The sequence below is a fragment of the Bifidobacterium sp. ESL0728 genome, assembly GCF_029392015.1.
Lineage (GTDB): Bacteria > Actinomycetota > Actinomycetes > Actinomycetales > Bifidobacteriaceae > Bifidobacterium.
This window is the reverse complement of record NZ_CP113925.1, coordinates 450,989-472,407: the sequence shown is the minus strand read 5'-3', so window position 1 is coordinate 472,407 and position 21,419 is coordinate 450,989. Positions and strand designations below refer to the sequence as shown.

Sequence of the window (21,419 nt, the reverse complement as noted above, 5' to 3'; positions counted from 1 at the left end):
CTTTGATTATCAATTACCTGAAATTATGTTGCCATTACCGTCAACTTGATGCCCATTTCTGTCGAGACAATCATGAGGGCCAAAGCACATAATGTCATGATGGCCACCTTCCGGCCCATGGTCTAGACCAGCGCTACCCGCAAAACCATGTATTTGAAGAGGTGATGTTTCGGGACTCCGTGCCCCATAACCCGACGAATTACCCCGAGCCGCACTGGATGACTTCGTACGTCTAGAAGTCTGTTTCTGCGCAGCCTCGACCTGAGCCTGTCCTGCAGCCGCAGCTGCGGCTTGGGCATCGGCCTCCGTCTTCGCCTGCACGCTTGCGTTGACACCGTTCATCACTCCATCAAGAGCTTGTGAAGCTTGCTGCAAATCAACAAGTTTCGATTGCCCATTGCCAAGCAGCCCATTGGCGGCATCAATCTGTTGTGACAGCGCCGCGCGAGTCGCATCGTCAGCCACATTGCCGGCCGACGAGTCCAACAGTTGCTTTGCCTGACCTACTTTGGCCGCCAGCCCGTCACGGGTATCTTTCAGAATTTTCGCGTCGCGACTGGCCAGTACTGCTTTCGCGGATTTTTCAACATTGGTACGCGCCGCTTTCATCGATTTCAGAGACGAGCTGGCACCAGTCTGCTGCTTTTGAGCATCAGCGCGAGAAGTAGCATCACAAGTCGGAACTTTCCTTTGTTTCAAATCCGCCAGCTTCTTCTCACTGCCTTGCAACGCTTCCCAAGTCTTGGCATCCGCGACATTCTTCTGTTCCACTTTCGCCGCCTGAATTGCATCATTACCGAGAGATGTGCCCCTCAGCCTTCGAATCTGCCCTGTATATTGCCTGCAACTTGAGAGCGCCTCGTCCTCGACACGACCGTTCCAGATCACAACTGCAGCGATACCAGCCATGACGATGACCACGACAGCGACAACGGCAATCCACACCACCCGCCGCTTCCAAAACGGCTGCTTACCGCCATCCGCAACACTGCCCGGTTCGCTTAATGCTTCAGCACCAGCTTTTTCACCACCTACACCTGACAAGGCAGTTTGAACGTCCTCAACAGCCGTAGGCGGTGCATCCTTCTCCCTGCGTTCGTCGGTTTGCCCCGATTTCGACTCATTGTTCATCTTCTTCTCACTTTCCTGTTCACAACCCGATACTGCTATGGTTGCATGATTCCGCAAATTTCCGTGCCGATTTCGGGCACTGTGGTCGAATGATCGGGGTCTCGGCGTGTTGTGGATAACTCGATTTTCGCTATCCACATTTCGCCGTTTTCAGGTCATCCTCGACCAATTCATCCACACGATTATCAACCATTTTGCGATACAGATAAATAGTTATGCACAGCTTTTATTGTTTTGCCCGAAAAAATCTGGCATCATCAAACTTGCCTTTACAATGAACAATACAGAACGATTCACCGACGTCGAAGACCACGAGGCAGGAGCGATTATGGCAGCCAACGCAAGCAAGGAAGAATTCAGCGAACCGGCCACGCCCAGCCTGCCCGTGACAACTCCGGGCCAATTCGGACGGATGGTGATCCTGTCGGTCACGCCAAACGAAGAACGGGGCATATACCCGGCACGCGTGGAACTTGGCGAGTTGTTCACGCTCACCGCCCAGATTTTCATCGAAGGACGCAGCCAGACGGGTGCCACCGCGATTTTGCGTAACCCACACGGCGAAATCAGACAACGCGTCGCCATGAGCTCAATCAATCCGGGACTCGACCTGTGGAAAGCGGAACTTAGCGCGGGAAATCCCAGCGATCTCAAGCCTTGGGACAAGGATTTCGACCAAGTACTTCAGCAGCTCGGCGAATGGACGGTCACATTGGAGGGCTGGGAAGACGTGTATGCGTCCTGGCTGGCCGATGCACGAATCAAGGTCGAGGTCAACGATGACGCGGAAAACGCGCTGATTTCAGGTTCGCAACTTTTCGCACGTTGGGCAGAGAATAACGACGCCAAACTCGATGAAGCCCAACAAAACATCTTGCGCAAAGCCGCCCGAAAACTTGGCGACAAGTCCTTGGAAATCAAAGAACGGCTTTCCGCCGCGGACAATCCGGCCATCGAAGCATTGCATCGTTCGAACCCGTTGCGGGATGGACTCACGACGAGCGTCCCGCAACGGTTCAAAGTTGAGCGTCCCGGATTGAGTTTCACCTCCTGGTATCAGTTCTTCCCGCGTTCGGAAGGTGCGACGCGAAACCCGCAAACCGGCGAGATTACTCAGGGAACGCTCAAAACAGCGATATCCGGGCTCGACCGGGCAAAAGCCGAAGGGTTCGACGTGGTCTATCTTCCTCCGATCTTCCCCATCGGCGTCACCAACCGCAAGGGCCGCAACAACGCCCTGGTCGCGGGGCCGAACGACCCCGGTTCCCCCTTCGGCATCGGTTCGGCGCTCGGCGGGCACGACACGGTCGACCCGTTGCTCGGTACGATGGACGATTTCAAAGCGTTCTGCGCCTACGCGCACAAGCTGGGGCTGGAAATCGCGCTGGACTTCGCGCTGCAATGCTCACCCGACCACCCGTGGGTGAAAGAGCACCCGAACTGGTTCCGCCACAAGCCCGACGGCACCATCGCGTTCGCCGAGAACCCGCCGAAGAAATATCAGGACATCTACCCCATCGATTTCAACATCGATATGCCTGGTATCGAGCGCGAGACCGAGCGCATCATGGACCTCTGGATTTCCGCGGGCGTCACGATTTTCCGTATCGATAATCCACACACCAAGCCGGTGCGTTTCTGGCAGGATGTCATCAAGGCCGTGCAGCGCAGGCACCCCGAAATCCTCTTCCTCGCCGAGGCATTCACCCGCCCTGCCATCATGCGGGCGCTGAGCCTCGCCGGCTTCACCCAGTCGCACAGCTATTTCCCGTGGCGCAACACCAAGGACGAGGTTGCCGAATACCTGCAGACCACCAACAGCGACGATGCCTACTACCAACACAACACGTTCTGGCCCACAACACCTGACATCTTGACAGACTACCTGCGCGACAACGGGCCGGTTGGTCACAAAGTTCGCGCCGTACTTGCGGCCATGGGCTCGCCTTCGTGGGGCATCTACAACGGCTATGAACTGGTGGAAAACCACCAGCAGGAAGGCCGCGAGGAACAGGCCGACAACGAAAAATATGAGATCAAGGTGCGCGATTGGAACGAAGCCAAGGAATACGGCATCGCCGCGCTGCTCACCGACCTCAACCGCATCCGCCGCACCCATCCCGTCTGCCGCAGCTATCATGACCTGGCCATGCTCTGGACCAGTGACCCGGACGTCGTTGCCTTCGCCCGTTATATTCCGCCGATGTCGATCGACTTGACAGAGGAACGAAACAATGCGAGCACCACCGCCGCCAATGCAGAAGACCCAACCCTTGGCGACACCCTTATTGTCGTGGTCAACCTTGATTGCAAAGCCGCCCACACATCGGAAGTCAACTTCGACCCGGCCCTGCTTGGCCTGCCGCGCGACCACACCTTCGACGTCCACGACGAACTTGGCGGCGGCAGCTTCACATGGTCCAGCAACAACAAGGTCACCCTCGACCCGGCCGAACGGCCGGCCTACATTTTCACCGTCAATACAACACAAGAAGAATAACGATGCACCAATGAAATAAACCAAAGACGCAGAAGAGACTCGTCTGACGCCATTCCCGATGGTTATTTGAAGCGCGGTTTCAAAACATCGATTGAATCCATAATCGCTGAAGCCAAGCACTTTGAATGGAGATGAATCCATATCGGGTCGCCCAGCCACCATCGACGAGTATCTGCGCTAGACTTGATTTCGGTAACAAAACCGTACACACAACGTACGCAAAGCACGTTCAAAAGGAGCAAACATGGCTGAAACGTTCAATGTCCTCGTCGAGATCCCGCGCGGATCGAAGAACAAGTATGAGATGGACGAGGAGACCGGCCGCATCAAGCTCGACCGCACCCTCTTCACCGCGATGGGTTACCCGGATGACTACGGCTACATCGAGGATACGCTGGGCGAGGACGGTGATCCGCTCGACGCACTCGTGATGATCCCGAACTCGGTCTTCCCGGGCTGCGAAATCAAGTGCCGCGCCGTGGCGCTCTACCACATGGAAGATGAAGAGGGCGGCGACGACAAGGTGCTGTGCGTGCCCGCCGACGTGCGCTTCGACGACATCAAGGATGTCGATGACGTCAACGAGTATCACAAGGCCGAAATCAAGCACTTCTTCGAGCAGTACAAGGCTCTGGAACCCGGCAAGGAAGTCATGCCCGGAGATTACTGGACTGGCGTCGAAGAAGCCGAGAAGCAGATCAAGGCCGCTCGCGAGCGCCTCGCCGCCTCCAAGAAGTGAGTAATCGCTTATCGTGAATATCGGCCGGTTATCTAGTTGGCGAGCATCAGCCGGATAGCCACTTGACATTCAACATCGCTTGAACCGGAACATGCACTATTGCGCATCGTTCCGGTTTTCATTTGCACCAATCACCAAAGCTTACCGACCAAATCATCTAAACGTAATACATAAAAGGCGTCTGTGATTAGGCCAACATCAGGAACCCGGCAAATTTTTCGCAACCCGATAAAGTTACGCGCTATCATCAGACGCGTACTATACTAAAGGTCAACAATTGTGGCATGCGAACGGTATTCACATCGGGAATTCAAAGCCGGAACAGTAAGGAGTTGCCGGCAGTTCTCAATGCCGAAACACAAGGCGTAGGCGGGCGACCGTCGAGGCCCATCCGCGTGCGACATGCGACGGTAGCGAATCATCGTTACCGTTTTCCAACATAGCTGCGGATGAACACGAAAGTGCAAACGCAGGTTATGATCGTCGAAATTCTGCTTATCGCGGTGTCCGTTTCCATGGATGCCTTCGCCATAGCCATCGGCAAGGGGCTGGCCACCAAACATGTCAGGCCGCTCAATGCCGTCAAAACAGCGCTCTGGTTTGGCGGGTTCCAAGCGCTCTTCCCCATTCTGGGTTACTTTTTCGCTTCACTGTTCGGCAAGTACGTTGAGGCCGTAGACCATTGGATTATCTTCGGCCTGCTCGCGCTGATCGGCGGCAATATGATTCGCGAGGCATTCGGCGAGCCAGAAGAGGACGCCAAGGAGACCGCACAATTCGACTGGCGTCACATGGCGCCGTTGGCCATCGCCTGCAGCATCGACGCGTTTGCAGTGGGCGTGAGTTTCCAGTTCATGCCGCTCAATATTTGGGGAGCGGCCGCCATCATCGGCGTCATCACTGGCGCCTTCTCCATCGCCGGCCTTTACTTGGGCCACGTTATCGGCGTGAAATGGCAGCAGACCGCGCAGATCATCGGCGGCATCGTCCTCATCCTCATCGGCCTGAAAACACTGCTGGAACACCTCGGCATCATCGCTTGGTAAGCATACGAAGATAACTGCCATATGCATAGTCACAGCGAACAAATGTCCAAATCCAATTCGTCACAGCACTGAAGACTTGGCAAGCTCAAAAATGTGTTCGGCGCTGTATCGGACCAGCAGGGAACGCAATCCCAAACGAAATAAGGCTTCTCTGCTGCAAATACATTTATCGCAGCAATTTGCCTGTCACCAGAATCATTGATATTTCAACATTTTGCAATTCTCAAGCAAACAAGGCGCAGCATTGAAGAACAATCACGTCATATAAAAGCGTTCCGTGCTGTGAAATCGCAGCAATAACCTCACCCGACGAAAACAAGCAGCGCGACCAACGCCAAGAACACGACGAATCCGCCGTACATAATCGGCGCAAAACCAATGCCGATCCAAGAGTAGCGTTTGCGATCGTCGATATCCCAATGCGGAACGACCTCGCTACGATCCGGCTGACCGACGGCATCGTAATCACGCCACCAACGCACCGAGGCACACGCCAACACCACCAACAGAGCCAAAGCGACAATGACAACAATCGCCACGATACCGATTTGAGCCCCGCCGGCAACCTTCGCACCTTTAAAATTCCCCGAGAAATAGCGCAGCAGCACCGGAAGGAACACCCACCCGGAGGCGGCGGCCACGGCGACATTGACCATAAGGCTCTGCGAAAGGGAAAGTACCATATTCGTGCGTTCGCGGCGCAGCATCTGGTGAAGGAAGCCCAAAATAACGAAGGCGGCAAGCACCACCAACAACGCACCCGCCCAAAGCGTGCAGACACGAAGCAAACTGCCGGTAGCAACCTCATCGAACCGGCCGACATGCGCCCGATGGACACCATTGCTTTCACCTCTTCTGGGCAGCAGGTCCAGAAGTACCATCTGCGTGCCGCCGATCATCAGCTCGCCGCCGATGATACCGATGATCCTATCGACAATCGAGCCGCGCATCGGCCAGAAAATGATCCCGAAGACCATCATCTGCGCGATGAGTTCCGCAATCGTGAGCTGCACCTGGCCGTCCACAAGGCACGAGACCGCAAGCATCACCACGATAATGGCGTAGACCACAACCTCAAGCTTCACCACGGATTTCGCCGAACGGGCGGAACCCGTAGTCGTTGGCGCAGATGCAGGCTCGGCGGTTCCGATACCATTCCCGTCAACACAGACACGGGCGGAACCCGTCATACCGACAGTATTTTCATTGTCGCCATTCGCCGCAGCAGCCATCCGTAAACCCCGTTCCGTCTCGCTTTGTTTCCATGTCATTTTACGCACGAAAATCCCGTCATTCAAAACCTTGTTGTCTAGCCGACGGCACGCTTCAAAACCACGGAAACTCCGGCGTAACACTGCCGACACAAACAGGGTTTTCCATAAGCAATATGGTAGCGGCCTGTGTCCACAACCCGCAGGTACAATATAAATGAATCGCATAAACCCCAAAGATGTCGTATACACGATGTCGAGCTATGCGTAAGTTGGCCGGAAACGGCAAAACTGCAAACTCACGGGACACGATTGGGAGGGAGGGCTCAATGACCGATTTAACATTGATGACGATGTCCCCCAATCCTGCCAGCGTGCTGCCAAGCCTTGCCCTGCTTTCCTACCGCGTGCGCGTGCTGCCGATGGACGCCGCGAGTCTCGTGAAACTTCCCGAAAGCACCATCCTTTTCCTTGATGCGCGCGACGACCTCGCCAATGCCAAGACCCTGTGCAACTTGATCCATGCCTCTGGTCTTTCCATCCCGATTATTCCCATTATTACCGAAGGCGGCTTCACCGCCATCAACATCCAGTGGGGGGTAGCCGACGTCGTGGTGAGCAACGCCTCCCCCGCCGAAGTCGAAGGTCGGTTGCGCCTGATCTGCGAGCGCGGCAAAGCCACACCAACAATGTCCCGTGCTTCGGCAGAACAAGATAATTATCGTGAAGACGGGCAGATTCGTTCTGGCGACCTGGTGGTGGATACGAAGGGCTACACGGCCACGCTCAATGGCGAGCCGGTCAATCTGGCCTACAAGGAATTCGAGCTTCTGAAATACCTCGTCCAGCACCCGCACCGCGTGTTCACCCGCGCGCAGTTGCTGCAGGAAGTGTGGGGTTACGACTACTACGGCGGCACGCGAACCGTGGACGTCCATGTGCGCCGTCTGCGCGCCAAGCTCGGCGGCGAATACGAGCATATGATCGGCACCGTGCGCAACGTGGGCTATCGTTTCGACCCGCCGGATAGCGACGGCGATGCCGATACTGACGGCAACGACGCCACTGACGCAGGCGATAGCACTGATACCAGCAATACCGGCAATCTATGAGCCATCGGCAAAGTCGAGTATCTCAAGCAAAACGAACGACAATCGCCCTAAGCATCGAAACAAAATCGTCACCGAGACTATACGACAATAACTTCGGCTAAAACCAAAGCCTCGCCAAAACAACGTTTACGATTCGCTTTCCCGTTATCAAACGCGGCTTGCAATCGACCTGAGAAAAAATCACGAATTGACATGCCGCACACTATGCAAACGACGCAAACCAGGTGACAACCGCCAAATCCGTGCCTATAGTGGGCAGAAGATTTGTCTCGTTGCCGATAACGAGGCAGCAAACGTAACCAAAAACACCAGCAAAGGAACGGAAAGCCCATGCCCAGGGAAACCAAGCAGCAACGCGCCGAGCGCATTCACGCCGAATACGACGTGCTGTGCCAAATGTTCCCCGAAGCAATGTGCACGCTCGACTACGAAACCCCGTTCCACCTGCTCGTCGCCACCGTCCTGAGCGCGCAGACCACCGACGTGCGGGTCAACAGCGTCACGCCTGAATTGTTCCGCGACTACGGTACACCGGAAACGCTGGCGGTGGCGGATCCGGAACGCATCGAGGATATCATTCACCCGCTCGGTTTCTACCATACGAAATCCGCTCATATCATCGAGCTGGCCGCGCAGATCGTCCGCGATTTCGACGGCGTGGTGCCCCAGACGATGGAGGAGCTGACCACGCTTTCCGGCGTCGGCCGCAAAACAGCGAACGTCGTTCTGGGAGATGCGTTCGGCGTACCCGGCTTTCCTGTCGACACGCACGTCATCCGCGTCACCGGTCGGCTGCGCTGGCGCACCGACTGGCGCAACAAGCACCCGGACCCGGTCAAAGTCGAAAAGGAAATCACGCAGTATTTCGAGCCGTCGGAGTGGTCGAACCTTTCCCACCGCCTCATCCTCTTCGGCCGCAGCGTGTGCACCGCTCGCAATCCCGACTGCGAATCCTGCCTGTTGAACGACACCTGCCCTTCCGCATTCCATCCGCTCTGATTGACGTCTGCGCCCAAATCCTTCGTATTCCAAAGCTTCACATGCCTTTCAGGAATCATTCAGCACCGGATAGTAAAGTTTTGAAACATGTCACGGCATAAGCAGCAAACGAGCGGGCCAAAAAGAGGTCTCGCCTTCCTCGGCGCTGCTGTGGTTCTTTTCGCCCTCGTAGGTGTCGGCTGGGTTCATTTCGACCGTCGTTCCAACGATGCCACGTTGCTTCATTCCGGTTCGGAAGTCACTGTCGGCTTGGATGCCACGGCCCCGCAATCGCTTGACATTCGCACGGTTGCCGGCAAGGAACTCGATCAGGCGCTGATCGGCAATGTCTATGAAACTTTGGTAGGCCGCGACCAGAACAACAAACTCGTCCCCTCCATCGCCAAAAGCTGGGACGTTTCCAAAGACGGCCTCAACTATACGTTCACGCTCAATTCCGACATGCGTTTCGCCAACGGCGACGCGCTGGATTCCACCGATGTGGTCTATTCGCTTCAGCAGATTGTCAATAAAAACTACGTGGGGGCCGAGGATCTGACCGGTCTCAAATCCGTCAAAAACCCCGATACCTCAACGGTACAGATTGCGCTTTCCTCACCCAATCCAAGACTGTTGCGCATACTTTCCTCACGTGCCGGCATCGTCTACGATTCCTCGTCAAATGCCAACTATGCCAAGCAGTCCGCAGGCAGCGGACCTTTTACCGTGCACAGTTTCGACCCCGGCAATTCCATCGTTTTCGCGCGTAATCCCCTCTACTGGAAGCAGCAGACGACCAGTTCGCAAATGACCATGCGTTATTACGATTCCGAAGAATCACTTAACGAAGCCATGAAAAACGGCGATGTCCAACTTGCCGTGCTGCGCCCTTCGGATTCCCCCAAACCCTTCCAAGGCAGCAAAAAATACAGTGTTTCCAAGGGGCTCACGACTTCAAAATTGACGCTGGCGCTCAACAACAGCAGCGACTCGATCTTCTCCGACGAACGCGCCCGCTCGGCCGTCCGCTACATTCTTGACAACGAAGCAATCACCAAAAGCCAACCCAACGCGGCCTCGGTGCTTAACGGCCCGATCAGCCCGCTGGAGCCAGGCTACGACGACCTTTCCGCGATATTCCCGCACAATCTTGACGCAGGAAAGAACGACCTCAATTACTGGATTACTCGGCCCGGGTATTTCGGAGATATCACCTTCCTGGTACCTACAGAATACACAGCGCTCGGCCAGCAGGTCATCGATCAGTTCAAGACCACCCAGCTCCATCTTGTAATGCAAGTAGTTGACGACGATACACTTGCGCAACGCCTCAACAACGGCGATTACAAAATGGCCATCGTCGCCATGCAAGGGCCGGACGACCTCGGCGCATTCGCCAACGGCCGCTTCGGCTACCAGAACAGCGAGGCCCAGCAGGATTACCGCAATGCCCTGGCGTCGAGAAACGACATCGACTATCAGCAGAACCTTCGCGCCTACGCCAAGACGGTCAGCTCCGACGCGGGAAGCGCCTGGTTCTACACCGAAAGCAGCATGGTTGCCGCCGACAACAATGTCACCGGCTATCCGAGGAATATGACCGACGAATTCCTGCCGTTGCGCGACGTAGGCACGAAGTAACAAACCCGGCGTTCACATGCCAACCGCCACGGCGCTGATGTCACCATTGCTTTCTAAAATTGGTCGTTATGACTGATCAGGACAATAACACTATCAACGCAAGCCTTTCGCCCCTTCCCGACAGGGTCGGCGTCGACGGCTTGGAAGACAAATGGCGTGCCGAATGGGACAACGACGGCACCTATAATTTCGACATCCCGCGCGACGGTAACGGCGCCCCCGACCGCAAGGCCGTCTACTCCATCGATACCCCGCCGCCCACCGTTTCGGGCAGTCTGCATGTCGGCCACGTTTTCTCCTACACCCACACCGATGTGATCGCCCGCTACGAGCGCATGAAGGGCAAGCACGTCTTCTACCCGATGGGCTGGGACGACAACGGCCTGCCCACCGAACGCCGTGTGCAGAACTATTACGGCGTGCGCGTCGACACGTCGCTCAAATACGATCCCGATTTCAAGCCGCCGTTCGAAGGCACGCAGGGCAAGAAGATCGAGGCCCGCGACCAGGTGCCGATCAGCCGTAAGAACTTCGTGGAGCTGTGCGAAAAGCTCACCGCACAGGACGAGAAGCAGTTCGAGGCGCTGTGGCGTTCGCTTGGCATGTCCATCGACTGGCGCCAGACCTACCACACCATCGGCGAGCATCCGCAGCGCGTTGCGCAGAAGGCGTTCCTGCGCAACCTGGCCCGCGGCGAGGCCTATCAGAAGGACGCGCCGGGTCTTTGGGACGTCACTTTCCAGACCGCGGTGGCGCAGGCCGAGCTGGAAAGCCGCGAATACGACGGCTTCTACCACCGCGTCGCTTTCCGCTTTGAGGACGGCACTCCGATTTACATCGAGACCACCCGCCCGGAACTGTTGGCAGCCTGCGGCGCGCTGATTGCCAATCCTGACGACGAGCGCTATCAGAAGTACTTCGGCCAGTATGTCTACTCCCCGCTCTTCAAGGTGAAGGTGCCGATTATGGCGCACCCGGCCGCCGAAATGGACAAGGGCGCCGGCATCGCGATGTGCTGCACCTTCGGCGACCAGACCGATATCGAGTGGTGGCGCGACCTGAACCTGCCGACCCGTCCGATCATCCAGCGCAACGGCCGCATCATCATGAGCGTGCCGGATTGGATCGAAGACGAGGGCGGCAAGAAGATCTTCGAGGAGACCGAGGGCAAGACCACCTTCACCGCTCGCAAGATCATCGTCGAGCATCTGCGCGAATCCGGCGACCTCGACGGCGAGCCGAAACCCACCAAACGTATGACGAACTTCTACGAAAAGGGCGACAAGCCGCTCGAAATCGTCACCTCCCGCCAGTGGTACCTGAAGAACGGCGGCACCGATATGAAGCTGCGCGCCGAGCTTCTTCAGCGCGGCAAGGAACTTCAGTTCCATCCCGACTTCATGCGCGTGCGCTACGAGAACTGGGTCAACGGACTGAACGGCGACTGGCTCATCTCCCGCCAGCGCTTCTTCGGCGTCCCGTTCCCGCTGTGGTATCCGGTGAAAGCCGACGGCGAGCCGGATTACGATCACCCAATCACCCCGAGCGAAGACCAGCTGCCGATCGATCCGACCAACGATGTGCCGGACGGGTTCAGCGAGAACCAGCGCGACGTGCCCGGCGGCTTTACGGCCGAAAAGGACATCATGGACACCTGGGCCACCTCGTCGCTGACCCCGCAAATCGTGACCCACTGGGCCGAACCCGATCAGGAAAGCAAGGACCTCTTCAAGGCGACCTTCCCGATGGATCTGCGCCCGCAAGGCCAGGACATCATCCGCACCTGGCTCTTCAGCACCATGGACCGCGCACACCTCGAGAACCATTGCCTGCCGTGGGCGCATACCGCGCTTTCCGGCTGGATCCTCGACCCGGACCACAAGAAGATGTCGAAGTCCAAGGGCAACGTGGTGGTCCCCAAGGAGCCGGTCGACAAGTACGGCGCCGACGCGGTGCGTTACTGGGCCGCTTCCGCCAAGCTCGGCCTCGACGCCACCTACGACGAAGGCCAGATGAAAATCGGCCGCCGTCTGGCCATCAAGCTTTTGAACGCCACCAAGTTCGCACTGGCCATCGGCCGTGAGGACGACAACCATCACGTCGGTGCCTCCGCCACCGCCGCTTGGAACCCTGCCGACGTCACCGAACCGCTTGACCGCGCGGTGATGGCGCGCTTGGCTTCCGTCATTCGCGAAGCGACCGCTTCGATGGACAGCTACGAGCATTCCAAGGCGCTCGAAATCATCGAGACGTTCTTCTGGCAATTCTGCGACGACTATATCGAGCTGGTGAAGAACCGCGCTTACGGCACCGCCGATTCCACCGGCAAGACCCCGTCACAGGCCGCGGTGAAGTCCGCACGCACCACGCTGGGACTGGGCCTTGAGGCGTTCGCACGTCTCTTCGCACCGTACATGCCGTTCGCCACCGAAGAGGTCTGGCACTGGATGCATGCCGGTGAGGGTTCCGTGCATACCTCGTCCTGGCCGAAGGCCGAGCCTTACGAAGCCGCCGCCGGCGACGCCGATCCTGACATGCTCGTCTGGGCCGGCAAGGCGCTGGCCGAGCTGCGCGGCTTGAAGTCGCAGGCCAAGGTCTCCATGAAGACCCCAATCCTGAAGGCTACGTTGAATGTTCCCGAAGCCGGCAAGAAGGCCGTCGAAGCGAGCCTCATCGACATCGCCGAAGCCGGAAAGGTCACCGGTCCACTCACGGTCGCGGTCGACAATTCGGCCGACACTCCCGACAACGAGATCGTGGTGAAGGTCAGCGACGCCGAACTCGGTGAGCCGCCGGCCAAGAAGCCCAAGAAGAAGTAACCTCCTGAATCGTTGGTATAAAAGGCCCAACACGCTGGATACAGCGCGTCGGGCCTTTTGCATATCTGTTTGCATATTTACTCTCTGCATGTTTGTTTCATATGTCTGTTCCGTGTATCTACAGCATGCGTATCCGTTCCGCGTACCCGTAGCGTATACCTACACCGCGCATCTGTTCCTCGTATCCACTCTGCATACCCGTTTTCATACATCTACACTGAGTATCCGTTTCATGTACCCATAGCGTGTACGCACGCGTTGTATATCCGTTCCGCGTACTCGCTCTGCACACCCGTTTCGCACATCCGCTCAGCGTATCTGCAATGCGTTCATTTCAGAACTTTTAGCGACCAAAATGCGCGAAATCCTCATATCTTCATTTTGCATCAATCGTTTCCATGTCATTTCGCTTTGCGATACACCTCCAGAAGTCTCATAAACCGGACAAATCGCCTAAAAAACGTCAATCGATTTGACAACGCTCATTTTCCGACTATTTTGAATTAAACGCTGCAAGATTGTCATCACATCGCCGGTTTCGTATTCACCATGTGGCAGCCGTCCGAAATTCACAAGGTCCAATGAGGGAAAGATAGATGCACAGTAGCACACAATACGTATACCAATTCTCGGAAGGCGACGCCTCGATGCGCGACCTTTTGGGCGGCAAGGGAGCCGGCGTGGCCGAAATGACCAAGCTGGGGATGCCGGTGCCGGAAGGCTTTACCATCACCACCGAAGCCTGCCGAAGCTATATGAAAAATCCAGATGGTATCGACGCGGAAATCCACCAGCCAGTATTGGACGCCTTGGCTCAACTGGAGCAACGTACCGGCAAGACGCTTGGTGACGCCGACAATCCGCTGCTGGTTTCGGTGCGTTCCGGCGCACAGGTCTCGATGCCCGGCATGATGGACACCATCCTCAATCTGGGTTTGAACCGGGATGTGGTCGAGGCGCTGGGCGAAAAATCCGGCAATGCGCGCTGGGCCTGGGATTCCTACCGTCGCTTTATCCAGATGTACGGCAACGTGGTTATGGGCATCAATGAGGACATCTTCGAGCATCGCATCGACCAGCGCAAGGCCGAACGCGGCGTGGAATCAGACGTCGATCTCGACGCACAAGACATGCAGTGGCTCGCCGACCGCTTCCTGGAGGACTACAGGACGGCCAAGGGCGAGGACTTCCCCACCGAACCGGCCACGCAGCTGTTCGAAGCCATCAAAGCGGTCTTCCGTTCCTGGAACAACCCTCGCGCCGTCTACTTCCGCAAGATGAACAATATTCCCGACGATTGGGGCACCGCCGTCACGGTGCAGCGCATGGTCTTCGGCAACCTTTCCGAGGATTCCGGCACCGGCGTGGCCTTCTCGCGCAATCCGGTCAACGGCGAAAAAGGGCTGTTCGGCGAATACCTGATGAACGCGCAGGGCGAGGACGTCGTTTCCGGCGTTCGCACCCCCGAACCGATCGAGACCCTGAAAACCCGCAATCCCGCGCTCTACGAGACCTTCGAGCAGATTGTGCACAAGCTTGAGCTGCACTATCGGGACATGCAGGACATGGAGTTCACCATCGAGGAGGGGCACCTCTTCATGCTCCAGACCCGCAACGGCAAGCGCACCCCGCAAGCCGCCTTCCAGATCGCCAGCGACCTGGTGGACGAGGGTGTGCTCACCCAGGAGGACGCCGTCTGCTCGATTGACCCGACCTATATCACCGCCATGCTGCACCCCCGCTTCACCGACGAGGCACTGAAAACCGGGACCGTGCTGGGCACCGGTCTGGCGGCATCGCCGGGAGCGGCGGCCGGCCGCGTGGTCTTTTCCTCCGACGATGCCGAAGCCTGGTCGAATCGCGGCGAGCACGTCATTCTCGTCCGCCGCGACACCACCCCGGAGGACATCGTGGGCATGCACCACGCCGAAGGCATCATGACCGCCCGCGGCGGCATGACCAGCCATGCGGCCGTGGTGGCACGCGGCATCGGCAAGTGCTGCGTTTCCGGGGTTTCGGCGCTGCAATTCGCCGATGACGGAAGCTGCACTATCGGCGGTCACCAGCTCAATGAAGGCGACTGGATTTCGCTCGATGGCGGTTCTGGTTCGGTTTACGAGGGCAAGCTCGAAACGGAACCGGCCTCCATGACCGGCGCGTTCGGCCGCGTGATGTCATGGGCCGACCGTTTCCGCAGACTTGAGGTACGCGCGAACGCCGACACCCCCGAAGACGCACGCCGTTCGCGCGAGCTCGGGGCCGAGGGCATTGGCCTGTGCCGCACCGAGCACATGTTCTTCCGCCCGGAACGCATCGACGCCATCAGGCGGATGATTGTGGCACGCGACGAGGACGAACGACAGGCCGCGCTCGACGTGCTGCTGCCGATGCAACGTGAGGACTTCAAGGCGATGTACGAGGCGATGGAGGGCGAACCGATGACGGTGCGCCTCATCGATCCGCCGCTGCACGAGTTCCTGCCCAAGACCCCGGAGGCCGTGGCCGCGCTGGCCGAAACGACCGGCCAAAGCGTCGAGGACATCAACCGCGCCACCGCCGAGCTCACCGAAGTCAACCCGATGCTCGGCCATCGCGGGTGCCGACTCGCGGTGACCTATCCTTCGATCGCCCGCATGCAAACCAGGGCCGTGCTTGAAGCCGCTGTGGAGATCAAGCGCGAGCACCCCGATTGGACGGTCGCCCCGGAAATCATGATCCCGCTGGTGAGCGAATCGGCCGAATTCGATTATGTGAAATCAATCGTCGAAACCACGGCCAAGGAGGTCATCGCCAGCTCAGGCATCTCGCTCTATTGCTCGGTCGGTACGATGATCGAGACGCCGCGCGCCGCACTGACCGCCGGCGACATCGCCGCCAGAGCCGAGTTCTTCTCCTTCGGCACCAACGACCTGACACAGATGACCTTCGGCCTGAGCCGCGACGACGCCGGCTCGTTCCTGCAGGATTACTACGACAAGGGCCTCTTGAAGGAAGACCCGTTCTCGCATTTGGACCGCAAGGGCGTGGGCCGACTCATCAAGATGGCCGTCGACTCCGGCAGACGCGTCCGCCCGAACCTCAGGGTCGGCATCTGCGGCGAACACGGAGGGGACCCGGAATCGATCGAGTTCTGCGAAGGCGTGGGGCTGGATTACGTTTCGTGCTCCACCTACCGTGTGCCCGTGGCCCGTCTCGCCGCTGCACAGGCCGCGTTGGGACGCCACGCGCCCGAACGCCGATAACGCAAAATGTCGACAAACCACTGAATCGACAAACGCGTAAAATATGATGCTGTCTGAAACCGGAGACCTTACTGGTTTCAGACAGCATCAATTGTTATTCCCTATGGCAAACCGCGGAACAGAAAATCAACGGCACAAACGGACGTTGCCTATATGCTTATATATCTGCGATGATATGCATCTATCCGCATTCTATACGGCCCATATTCGCCTTACCATAAGTCACCAACCATGTTAACTTTATTATGATTCGATAATCCTTATTTCTTATCCTTCCCAGCTTTCCCCAAATCCAACCTTTTCAGTTCGGGAATATCCGCCAATGGGTCATCGTGGCCGGAACCGGCATGATTTTCGTTTTCCCGGCCTTTGTCCCCTTCAGTACTGCTTTCGGTGCTACTTTCGGCATCACCCTCCGGCAATCCTTCCGCCGCAGCGGATTCGCTCAGAGGCCCGGTTTCACCCAGGACTCCGGCATCCTCGTCACCGTCGGATGGCTCGAAATCCGCTTCCTCATCGGCCATGGCGTCAAAATCGATACCGGCCTCACCCTCAGTATCGCCACCATCGTCGATGTCGTCAACGTCATCCAATGCATCTACATCGGCATATCCCTTCGCATCCTCAAACGCAACGGATCCCGGGGAGTTCGGGCCATCTTTCCGGTCGTCTTTCGCCTCACGCTCCTCCTCGCGCACCGCGATGTCTCGCAATGTGCGGGCGAAACTCATCACCTGCTCGTCGGTGATGGTTGCGAGCTTGTCCTTGGTCATCACCGAACGCATGACCATGCGGATATGCTTGACGTCGAACGCAGGCCCCTTTTCACGCTTCGACTTGTCCTTCCTGGCGTAGATTTCCAGACCGTGCTTGCCCTGATGCGCATGAACAAACGGAGTCCATTTGTCACCAGTTTGCGAGGCATCGAGCAGCGTAGCGAGACGCGCAATCAGAATCGCGCTTTGTATGGTCGTCAGACCGTTCCACGAGCACATCAGATACCACGAAACCGAATGATCCAGTGTTCCACCCAGATATTCATCATATTCGTCCATCGCCATCTGCATCAACGACATCCGGTCTTCAAGCCGCTTTTCAGGGGTGTCCACATTGTCGATAATCTTGAAGTTTTTCCTGCTAATGACCTTTTTGTTCTTGCCGTGTTTCTTGCTCACATCAGCCTCCTTGCCAATATATGCTGAAATACATTACAAAGCAATACTATCATTGCCGGGCTCGAAAAATCAGCCGCGGATAGCCGCACTTGCATTCATCTGACGCCATAGGTGGCAATAAACCGATTGAAGGAAAACAGAACGGAACCAGAATCGAAATCTTCCCGATGAACGAAAGCAACATAACCCGATTATTGAAAAGCAACAAAAAGGGTGCCGCAATTCCCCTGAAATCGGAAATCGCGGCACCCTTGCAGATGAGTGTTACAGGCAAAGAGCTACGCGGCTCACCAACACCGCATCAAAATGCCTTAAACACGGCCCCAGTTCACTGCTCCCCGCGGCGAACCGTGCGAGCGATGAATTTCGTGAATTCTCCCCACAGCGGCCGAGGAATCTCATGTGCCATGCCGGGATAGACATGCACTTCGGAATTCTTCAGATGGTCGGCGATGAACCACGTGGCCGCGTCATTGAAGAACGGGTCGTTGCGGCCATGAATGACGAGAGAAGGAACCGTGCTGGCCCCGAGCTTATCGGCATCGATGGCAAAATCGGACATCGCGGCCTGCTGGCGGCGCCAGCCGTCAACGCGGTAGCAACGGTCATAGGTGATGCCGCCGAGCTCACGCGCCCACTGCTCGTCGAATCCGTAGATGGAACCTTCGTGGCAGGCACGCTCACGAGAGATGAAGATCTCGATCGCTTCGTCCCTGGAGTCCGCCGCGTCAAGACCCTTGGTCTCGCTGTCGCCCGACGAATTCGACTCTGACATCCACTGGGGCTGGTTGGCCGGCGCCGTAAAGAAAATGCTGGCGGACTTGAGACGGTCTTCGTGGTCGACCAGCAGTTGCTGCGCGATCATGCCGCCCATCGACTGGCCCAAAACATGGAACTTCTTGAGTCCGCAGGCGTCGGCGACGGCCACGACGTCATCGGCCATGTCGGCAACCGAATAGCATTTGCCGATCTGGTCGGGCCCCGCGACCTGCGAGGAAAGCCCCACATCGCGATTGTCCATCAGAATGGTGCGGATACCGGCAGCATTCAGGTTCTCTACGAAACCACGCTCCCAGCCGACCATCTGTGCGGTATAGCCCTCGACCATGATCAGTGCCGGGCCGTTTTCAGGACCGTACGCTTCGTAATACAGCGATACATCCTTGTTTTTTGCGTATGGCATTTATACCTCTTTTAATTAGATTCTATTACTAGACAATAGTTTTCAATCAGCGCCTGACTCTGTCTATCGGCGCTTTGATGAGCGTCAGCGCACCGACTTGATCAAGAACGCAAACAGGCCACCCAACAGGGCCGTAACGATTCCGAAGACGAAAATCGAAGCATACGTGCCGGAGATGTCGAGCAATGTCGAACCCACAAGCGGGGCCACGGCGGCGGGAACCGAAGTGGCGATCGCGAGGATGCCAAGGTCACGTCCTTCATCGGCCTTGCTGGGCAGCACCAGCGACATCACGGCGATATCGACCGCGAAGTAGACACCGGACGCAGCACCGCTGATCACGGCATAAATCAACATTCCGACCCAGGTCTTGGAGACGAGCGGGACGATGAACGAGACCATGTAGGTAATCGAGGAAAGCGCCACAATCATCTTTCTTCTGTCGAGCACGTCCGCAAGCTTGCCGAAAACGATGATCGCGATGATCTGCGCGACGGTAGAGAACGTCGAAACGGTTGCGACGTTGGCGGCGACATTGGCGCTCGGCAGGTTCTTCACGCCGATGTAATCGCTCAGAATATAGAACGTGAAATTGGAAACCGCGAAATTCGCGAAGAAGAACAGGAAACGGGAAAGGAAAGCCATGGTGAAATCGCGATGAAGGAAAGCGGAGAAGAACGCGGTGTGCTTGGCTGGCGCCTCCTCGGTTTCCGAGGTCTCTTGGGCTTCCTGAACTTCGACTTTCGCGCGGATCGAAGAGTCCTCACGGGCAAAGACGACGAACAGGATCGTGGTGAGTACGATGAAGACGCCAACGACGGCATAGCCGACAAACCGGCTGGTACGAGCGGCGATATTGACGAAAATCAGGATGCCGAACGGAAGACCCAAGCCGGCAGCGGAGGACGCAAGACCGCGATAATTCTCAGGAATGCGATCGGGGATGACCGCGTAAATCACGCCCTGATACCAATTGGCGAAGAACCATACGAAACCGGCCATGATAACGACGACGGGAATCGATTTTGCCGTAGCCATGATCAGGCAGGTAATCAAGGTGCCGACAGCCGAGAAAAGCAGCCATGGCGTACGCTTGCCAAACTTGGTCTGCGTGCGGTCAGAGATAGCTGCGCCCACAGGCAGGATGATGGTGCCGACCACGGATTCCACCAGCGAGGCGATGGCCATGTAATGCACCTTGCCCGACGGCGAGATTTGTGCAATCTGAGCAGGCAGCAACACCTGGTTGATCGCCTGATAAACGCCGTAGAGAGCGATAATCGTGGGCATCAGCAGGCCCAAAATGCGGGTAACGCTCATTTTATGTTTCACAACCGGCGTCTTTGCTCCAGTTGCTTGAATGTCGGAACTCAAGTTAGATCTCCTTCGGTCTCACTTGTCAGTAATTCGCTGACAATTTAAGTAACACGAGTTAGTGATTCGTGTCAGTAACACGTGTCACTAGGCAGTATAGAGCATAAATCCAATTTGTCAAAACCAAGGCCGATTTCATATAGGCAAACCCCTTCTCCTGCCTATACCTAAATCTAATTTGCACAGGCGTGCCGGTATACTACTTTGGGGAAATAACTACGTTTAAGGTTGGACGGGAATTGCATATTCATAAGACGACAAGCGCCGATGTGGCCAAGGAAGCCGGCGTGTCCCGCACAACCGTGAGCATGGTGATGAACGAAAAAGCAGGTTCGATTCCGGAACGCACACGCGAGCGCGTTCTGCAAGCCGCGCAAAAGCTGGGTTTCGTCCCATCTGCTGAAGCAAGGACACTGCGCAAAGGCCACGGCAGCACCGTCCTTTGCCTCGCTCCGGGATGGATGCCATCGGGCCGCGCCGACAGCATGTGGAACGCACTGAGCAAGCAACTCACCAACGCCGGATTGTCTTGCGTATTTTCACGTTCAGCAGGCACGACAACACCTCTGAGACAGTTGCTTTCGGACATGACGCCTGGGGTCGTCGTACCGTTCTTCGATTTTTCGGACGGTGACCGCAAACTTCTTAAGAATCTGGGAATTCCGCTGGTAGAATTCTGGTCGCCCGACGTCGACCAGGAGCCAATGCCCGTTTTTTCGCGCTTCCAATACAATCTGGGAAACACCCAAGGCAAATACCTTATTTCGGGCGGCTGCAAACGAATCGGTTATATCGGAGCCAGTGATCCCCTCGGCTTCGGTCTGCGCGCTTTCCGAATCCGCGGCGTCGAAGACGCGCTGGCACAATCCGGCCAAAAACTGACATGCAACCTTGAAATCGATCTGCAAGACTTCGAATCCGTACGTGAGGCCCTCAAAACCATCAGGGAAAAACAAACTGATGCAATCTGCTGTTTCAATGACGACTGCGCCGCCGCGGTTTTGACAGGTTGCAAGGAAATGGGCATCAAAGTGCCCGACGATCTCAAGGTGATTGGCGTCGATAATCTTTCGATGGGGCAATATTTTGAGCCTTCATTGACCACCGTCGATTTCGATCACGATATGTCGGAATATGTCGCTCAGATCAAAGAAGCAATTGACGAGAGGCAACACGAGCGTCACGGCAAGAAAAACGAAAAACAGGATAAAGACGGCATTGCACTAGGACCGCAGAATGTATGGGTTGTAAAGCGCAAATCGGCTTGA

At 56.7% G+C, this 21,419-nt stretch carries 14 protein-coding genes; 9 read left to right on the top strand and 5 right to left on the bottom strand.

Annotated features, from left to right (window positions below; translation table 11 throughout):
* Window positions 1–9 precede the first annotated feature (9 nt).
* The gene (locus OZX67_RS01540) at window positions 10–1,131 is read right to left on the bottom strand and encodes a hypothetical protein (protein ID WP_277143526.1); all 1,122 of its coding nucleotides are present in this window, start codon (window positions 1,129–1,131) and stop codon (window positions 10–12) included.
* A 328-nt stretch (window positions 1,132–1,459) separates the two neighbouring features.
* On the opposite strand from OZX67_RS01540, the gene OZX67_RS01535 reads away from it, so the two are divergent.
* The 3 genes from OZX67_RS01535 to OZX67_RS01525 all read left to right on the top strand — a co-directional run bounded on the left by OZX67_RS01535 (window position 1,460) and on the right by OZX67_RS01525 (window position 5,416).
* Window positions 1,460–3,631 carry an alpha-1,4-glucan--maltose-1-phosphate maltosyltransferase gene (locus OZX67_RS01535; RefSeq protein ID WP_277143524.1) on the top strand — a complete coding sequence of 724 codons (2,172 nt, stop codon included), beginning with the start codon at window positions 1,460–1,462 and terminating at the stop codon, window positions 3,629–3,631.
* A gap of 244 nt (window positions 3,632–3,875) precedes the next feature.
* Entirely contained in the window at window positions 3,876–4,370 is a 495-nt protein-coding gene (locus OZX67_RS01530; protein WP_277143522.1) for an inorganic diphosphatase, read from the top strand.
* Between the two features lie 476 nt (window positions 4,371–4,846).
* Window positions 4,847–5,416, top strand: coding sequence for a manganese efflux pump MntP family protein (locus OZX67_RS01525; protein WP_277143520.1), 570 nt, complete (start codon window positions 4,847–4,849; stop codon window positions 5,414–5,416).
* A gap of 302 nt (window positions 5,417–5,718) precedes the next feature.
* Here OZX67_RS01525 and OZX67_RS01520 read toward each other — a convergent pair whose 3' ends face one another.
* Entirely contained in the window at window positions 5,719–6,648 is a 930-nt protein-coding gene (locus OZX67_RS01520; RefSeq protein WP_277143518.1) for a hypothetical protein, read from the bottom strand.
* Window positions 6,649–6,956: 308 nt separating this feature from the next.
* On the opposite strand from OZX67_RS01520, the gene OZX67_RS01515 reads away from it, so the two are divergent.
* From OZX67_RS01515 to ppdK, 5 genes are all read left to right on the top strand, one after another.
* A complete protein-coding gene (locus tag OZX67_RS01515) occupies window positions 6,957–7,739 on the top strand; it encodes a response regulator transcription factor (RefSeq protein ID WP_277143516.1) in 783 nt (260 codons plus the stop codon).
* A 330-nt stretch (window positions 7,740–8,069) separates the two neighbouring features.
* Complete coding sequence (nth, locus tag OZX67_RS01510) at window positions 8,070–8,738, top strand: endonuclease III (protein ID WP_277143515.1); 669 nt, start codon at window positions 8,070–8,072, stop codon at window positions 8,736–8,738.
* 87 nt (window positions 8,739–8,825) lie between these two features.
* Complete coding sequence (locus OZX67_RS01505; RefSeq protein WP_277143513.1) at window positions 8,826–10,358, top strand: ABC transporter substrate-binding protein; 1,533 nt, start codon at window positions 8,826–8,828, stop codon at window positions 10,356–10,358.
* A 68-nt stretch (window positions 10,359–10,426) separates the two neighbouring features.
* A complete protein-coding gene (gene valS / locus OZX67_RS01500) occupies window positions 10,427–13,177 on the top strand; it encodes a valine--tRNA ligase (RefSeq protein WP_277143511.1) in 2,751 nt (916 codons plus the stop codon).
* 596 nt (window positions 13,178–13,773) lie between these two features.
* Entirely contained in the window at window positions 13,774–16,419 is a 2,646-nt protein-coding gene (gene ppdK / locus OZX67_RS01495) for a pyruvate, phosphate dikinase (RefSeq protein WP_277143509.1), read from the top strand.
* 260 nt (window positions 16,420–16,679) lie between these two features.
* On the opposite strand, the gene OZX67_RS01490 is transcribed toward ppdK, so the two are convergent.
* The 3 genes from OZX67_RS01490 to OZX67_RS01480 all read right to left on the bottom strand — a co-directional run bounded on the left by OZX67_RS01490 (window position 16,680) and on the right by OZX67_RS01480 (window position 20,097).
* On the bottom strand, window positions 16,680–17,594 hold the full coding sequence (locus OZX67_RS01490; protein ID WP_277143507.1) for a hypothetical protein: 915 nt from the start codon (window positions 17,592–17,594) through the stop codon (window positions 16,680–16,682).
* Window positions 17,595–17,922: 328 nt separating this feature from the next.
* Window positions 17,923–18,777 carry an alpha/beta hydrolase gene (locus OZX67_RS01485; RefSeq protein WP_277143505.1) on the bottom strand — a complete coding sequence of 285 codons (855 nt, stop codon included), beginning with the start codon at window positions 18,775–18,777 and terminating at the stop codon, window positions 17,923–17,925.
* 84 nt (window positions 18,778–18,861) lie between these two features.
* Window positions 18,862–20,097, bottom strand: coding sequence for an MFS transporter (locus tag OZX67_RS01480; RefSeq protein ID WP_277143503.1), 1,236 nt, complete (start codon window positions 20,095–20,097; stop codon window positions 18,862–18,864).
* Window positions 20,098–20,339: 242 nt separating this feature from the next.
* Here OZX67_RS01480 and OZX67_RS01475 point away from each other — a divergent pair, with 242 nt between their 5' ends.
* Entirely contained in the window at window positions 20,340–21,419 is a 1,080-nt protein-coding gene (locus tag OZX67_RS01475) for a LacI family DNA-binding transcriptional regulator (protein WP_348519608.1), read from the top strand.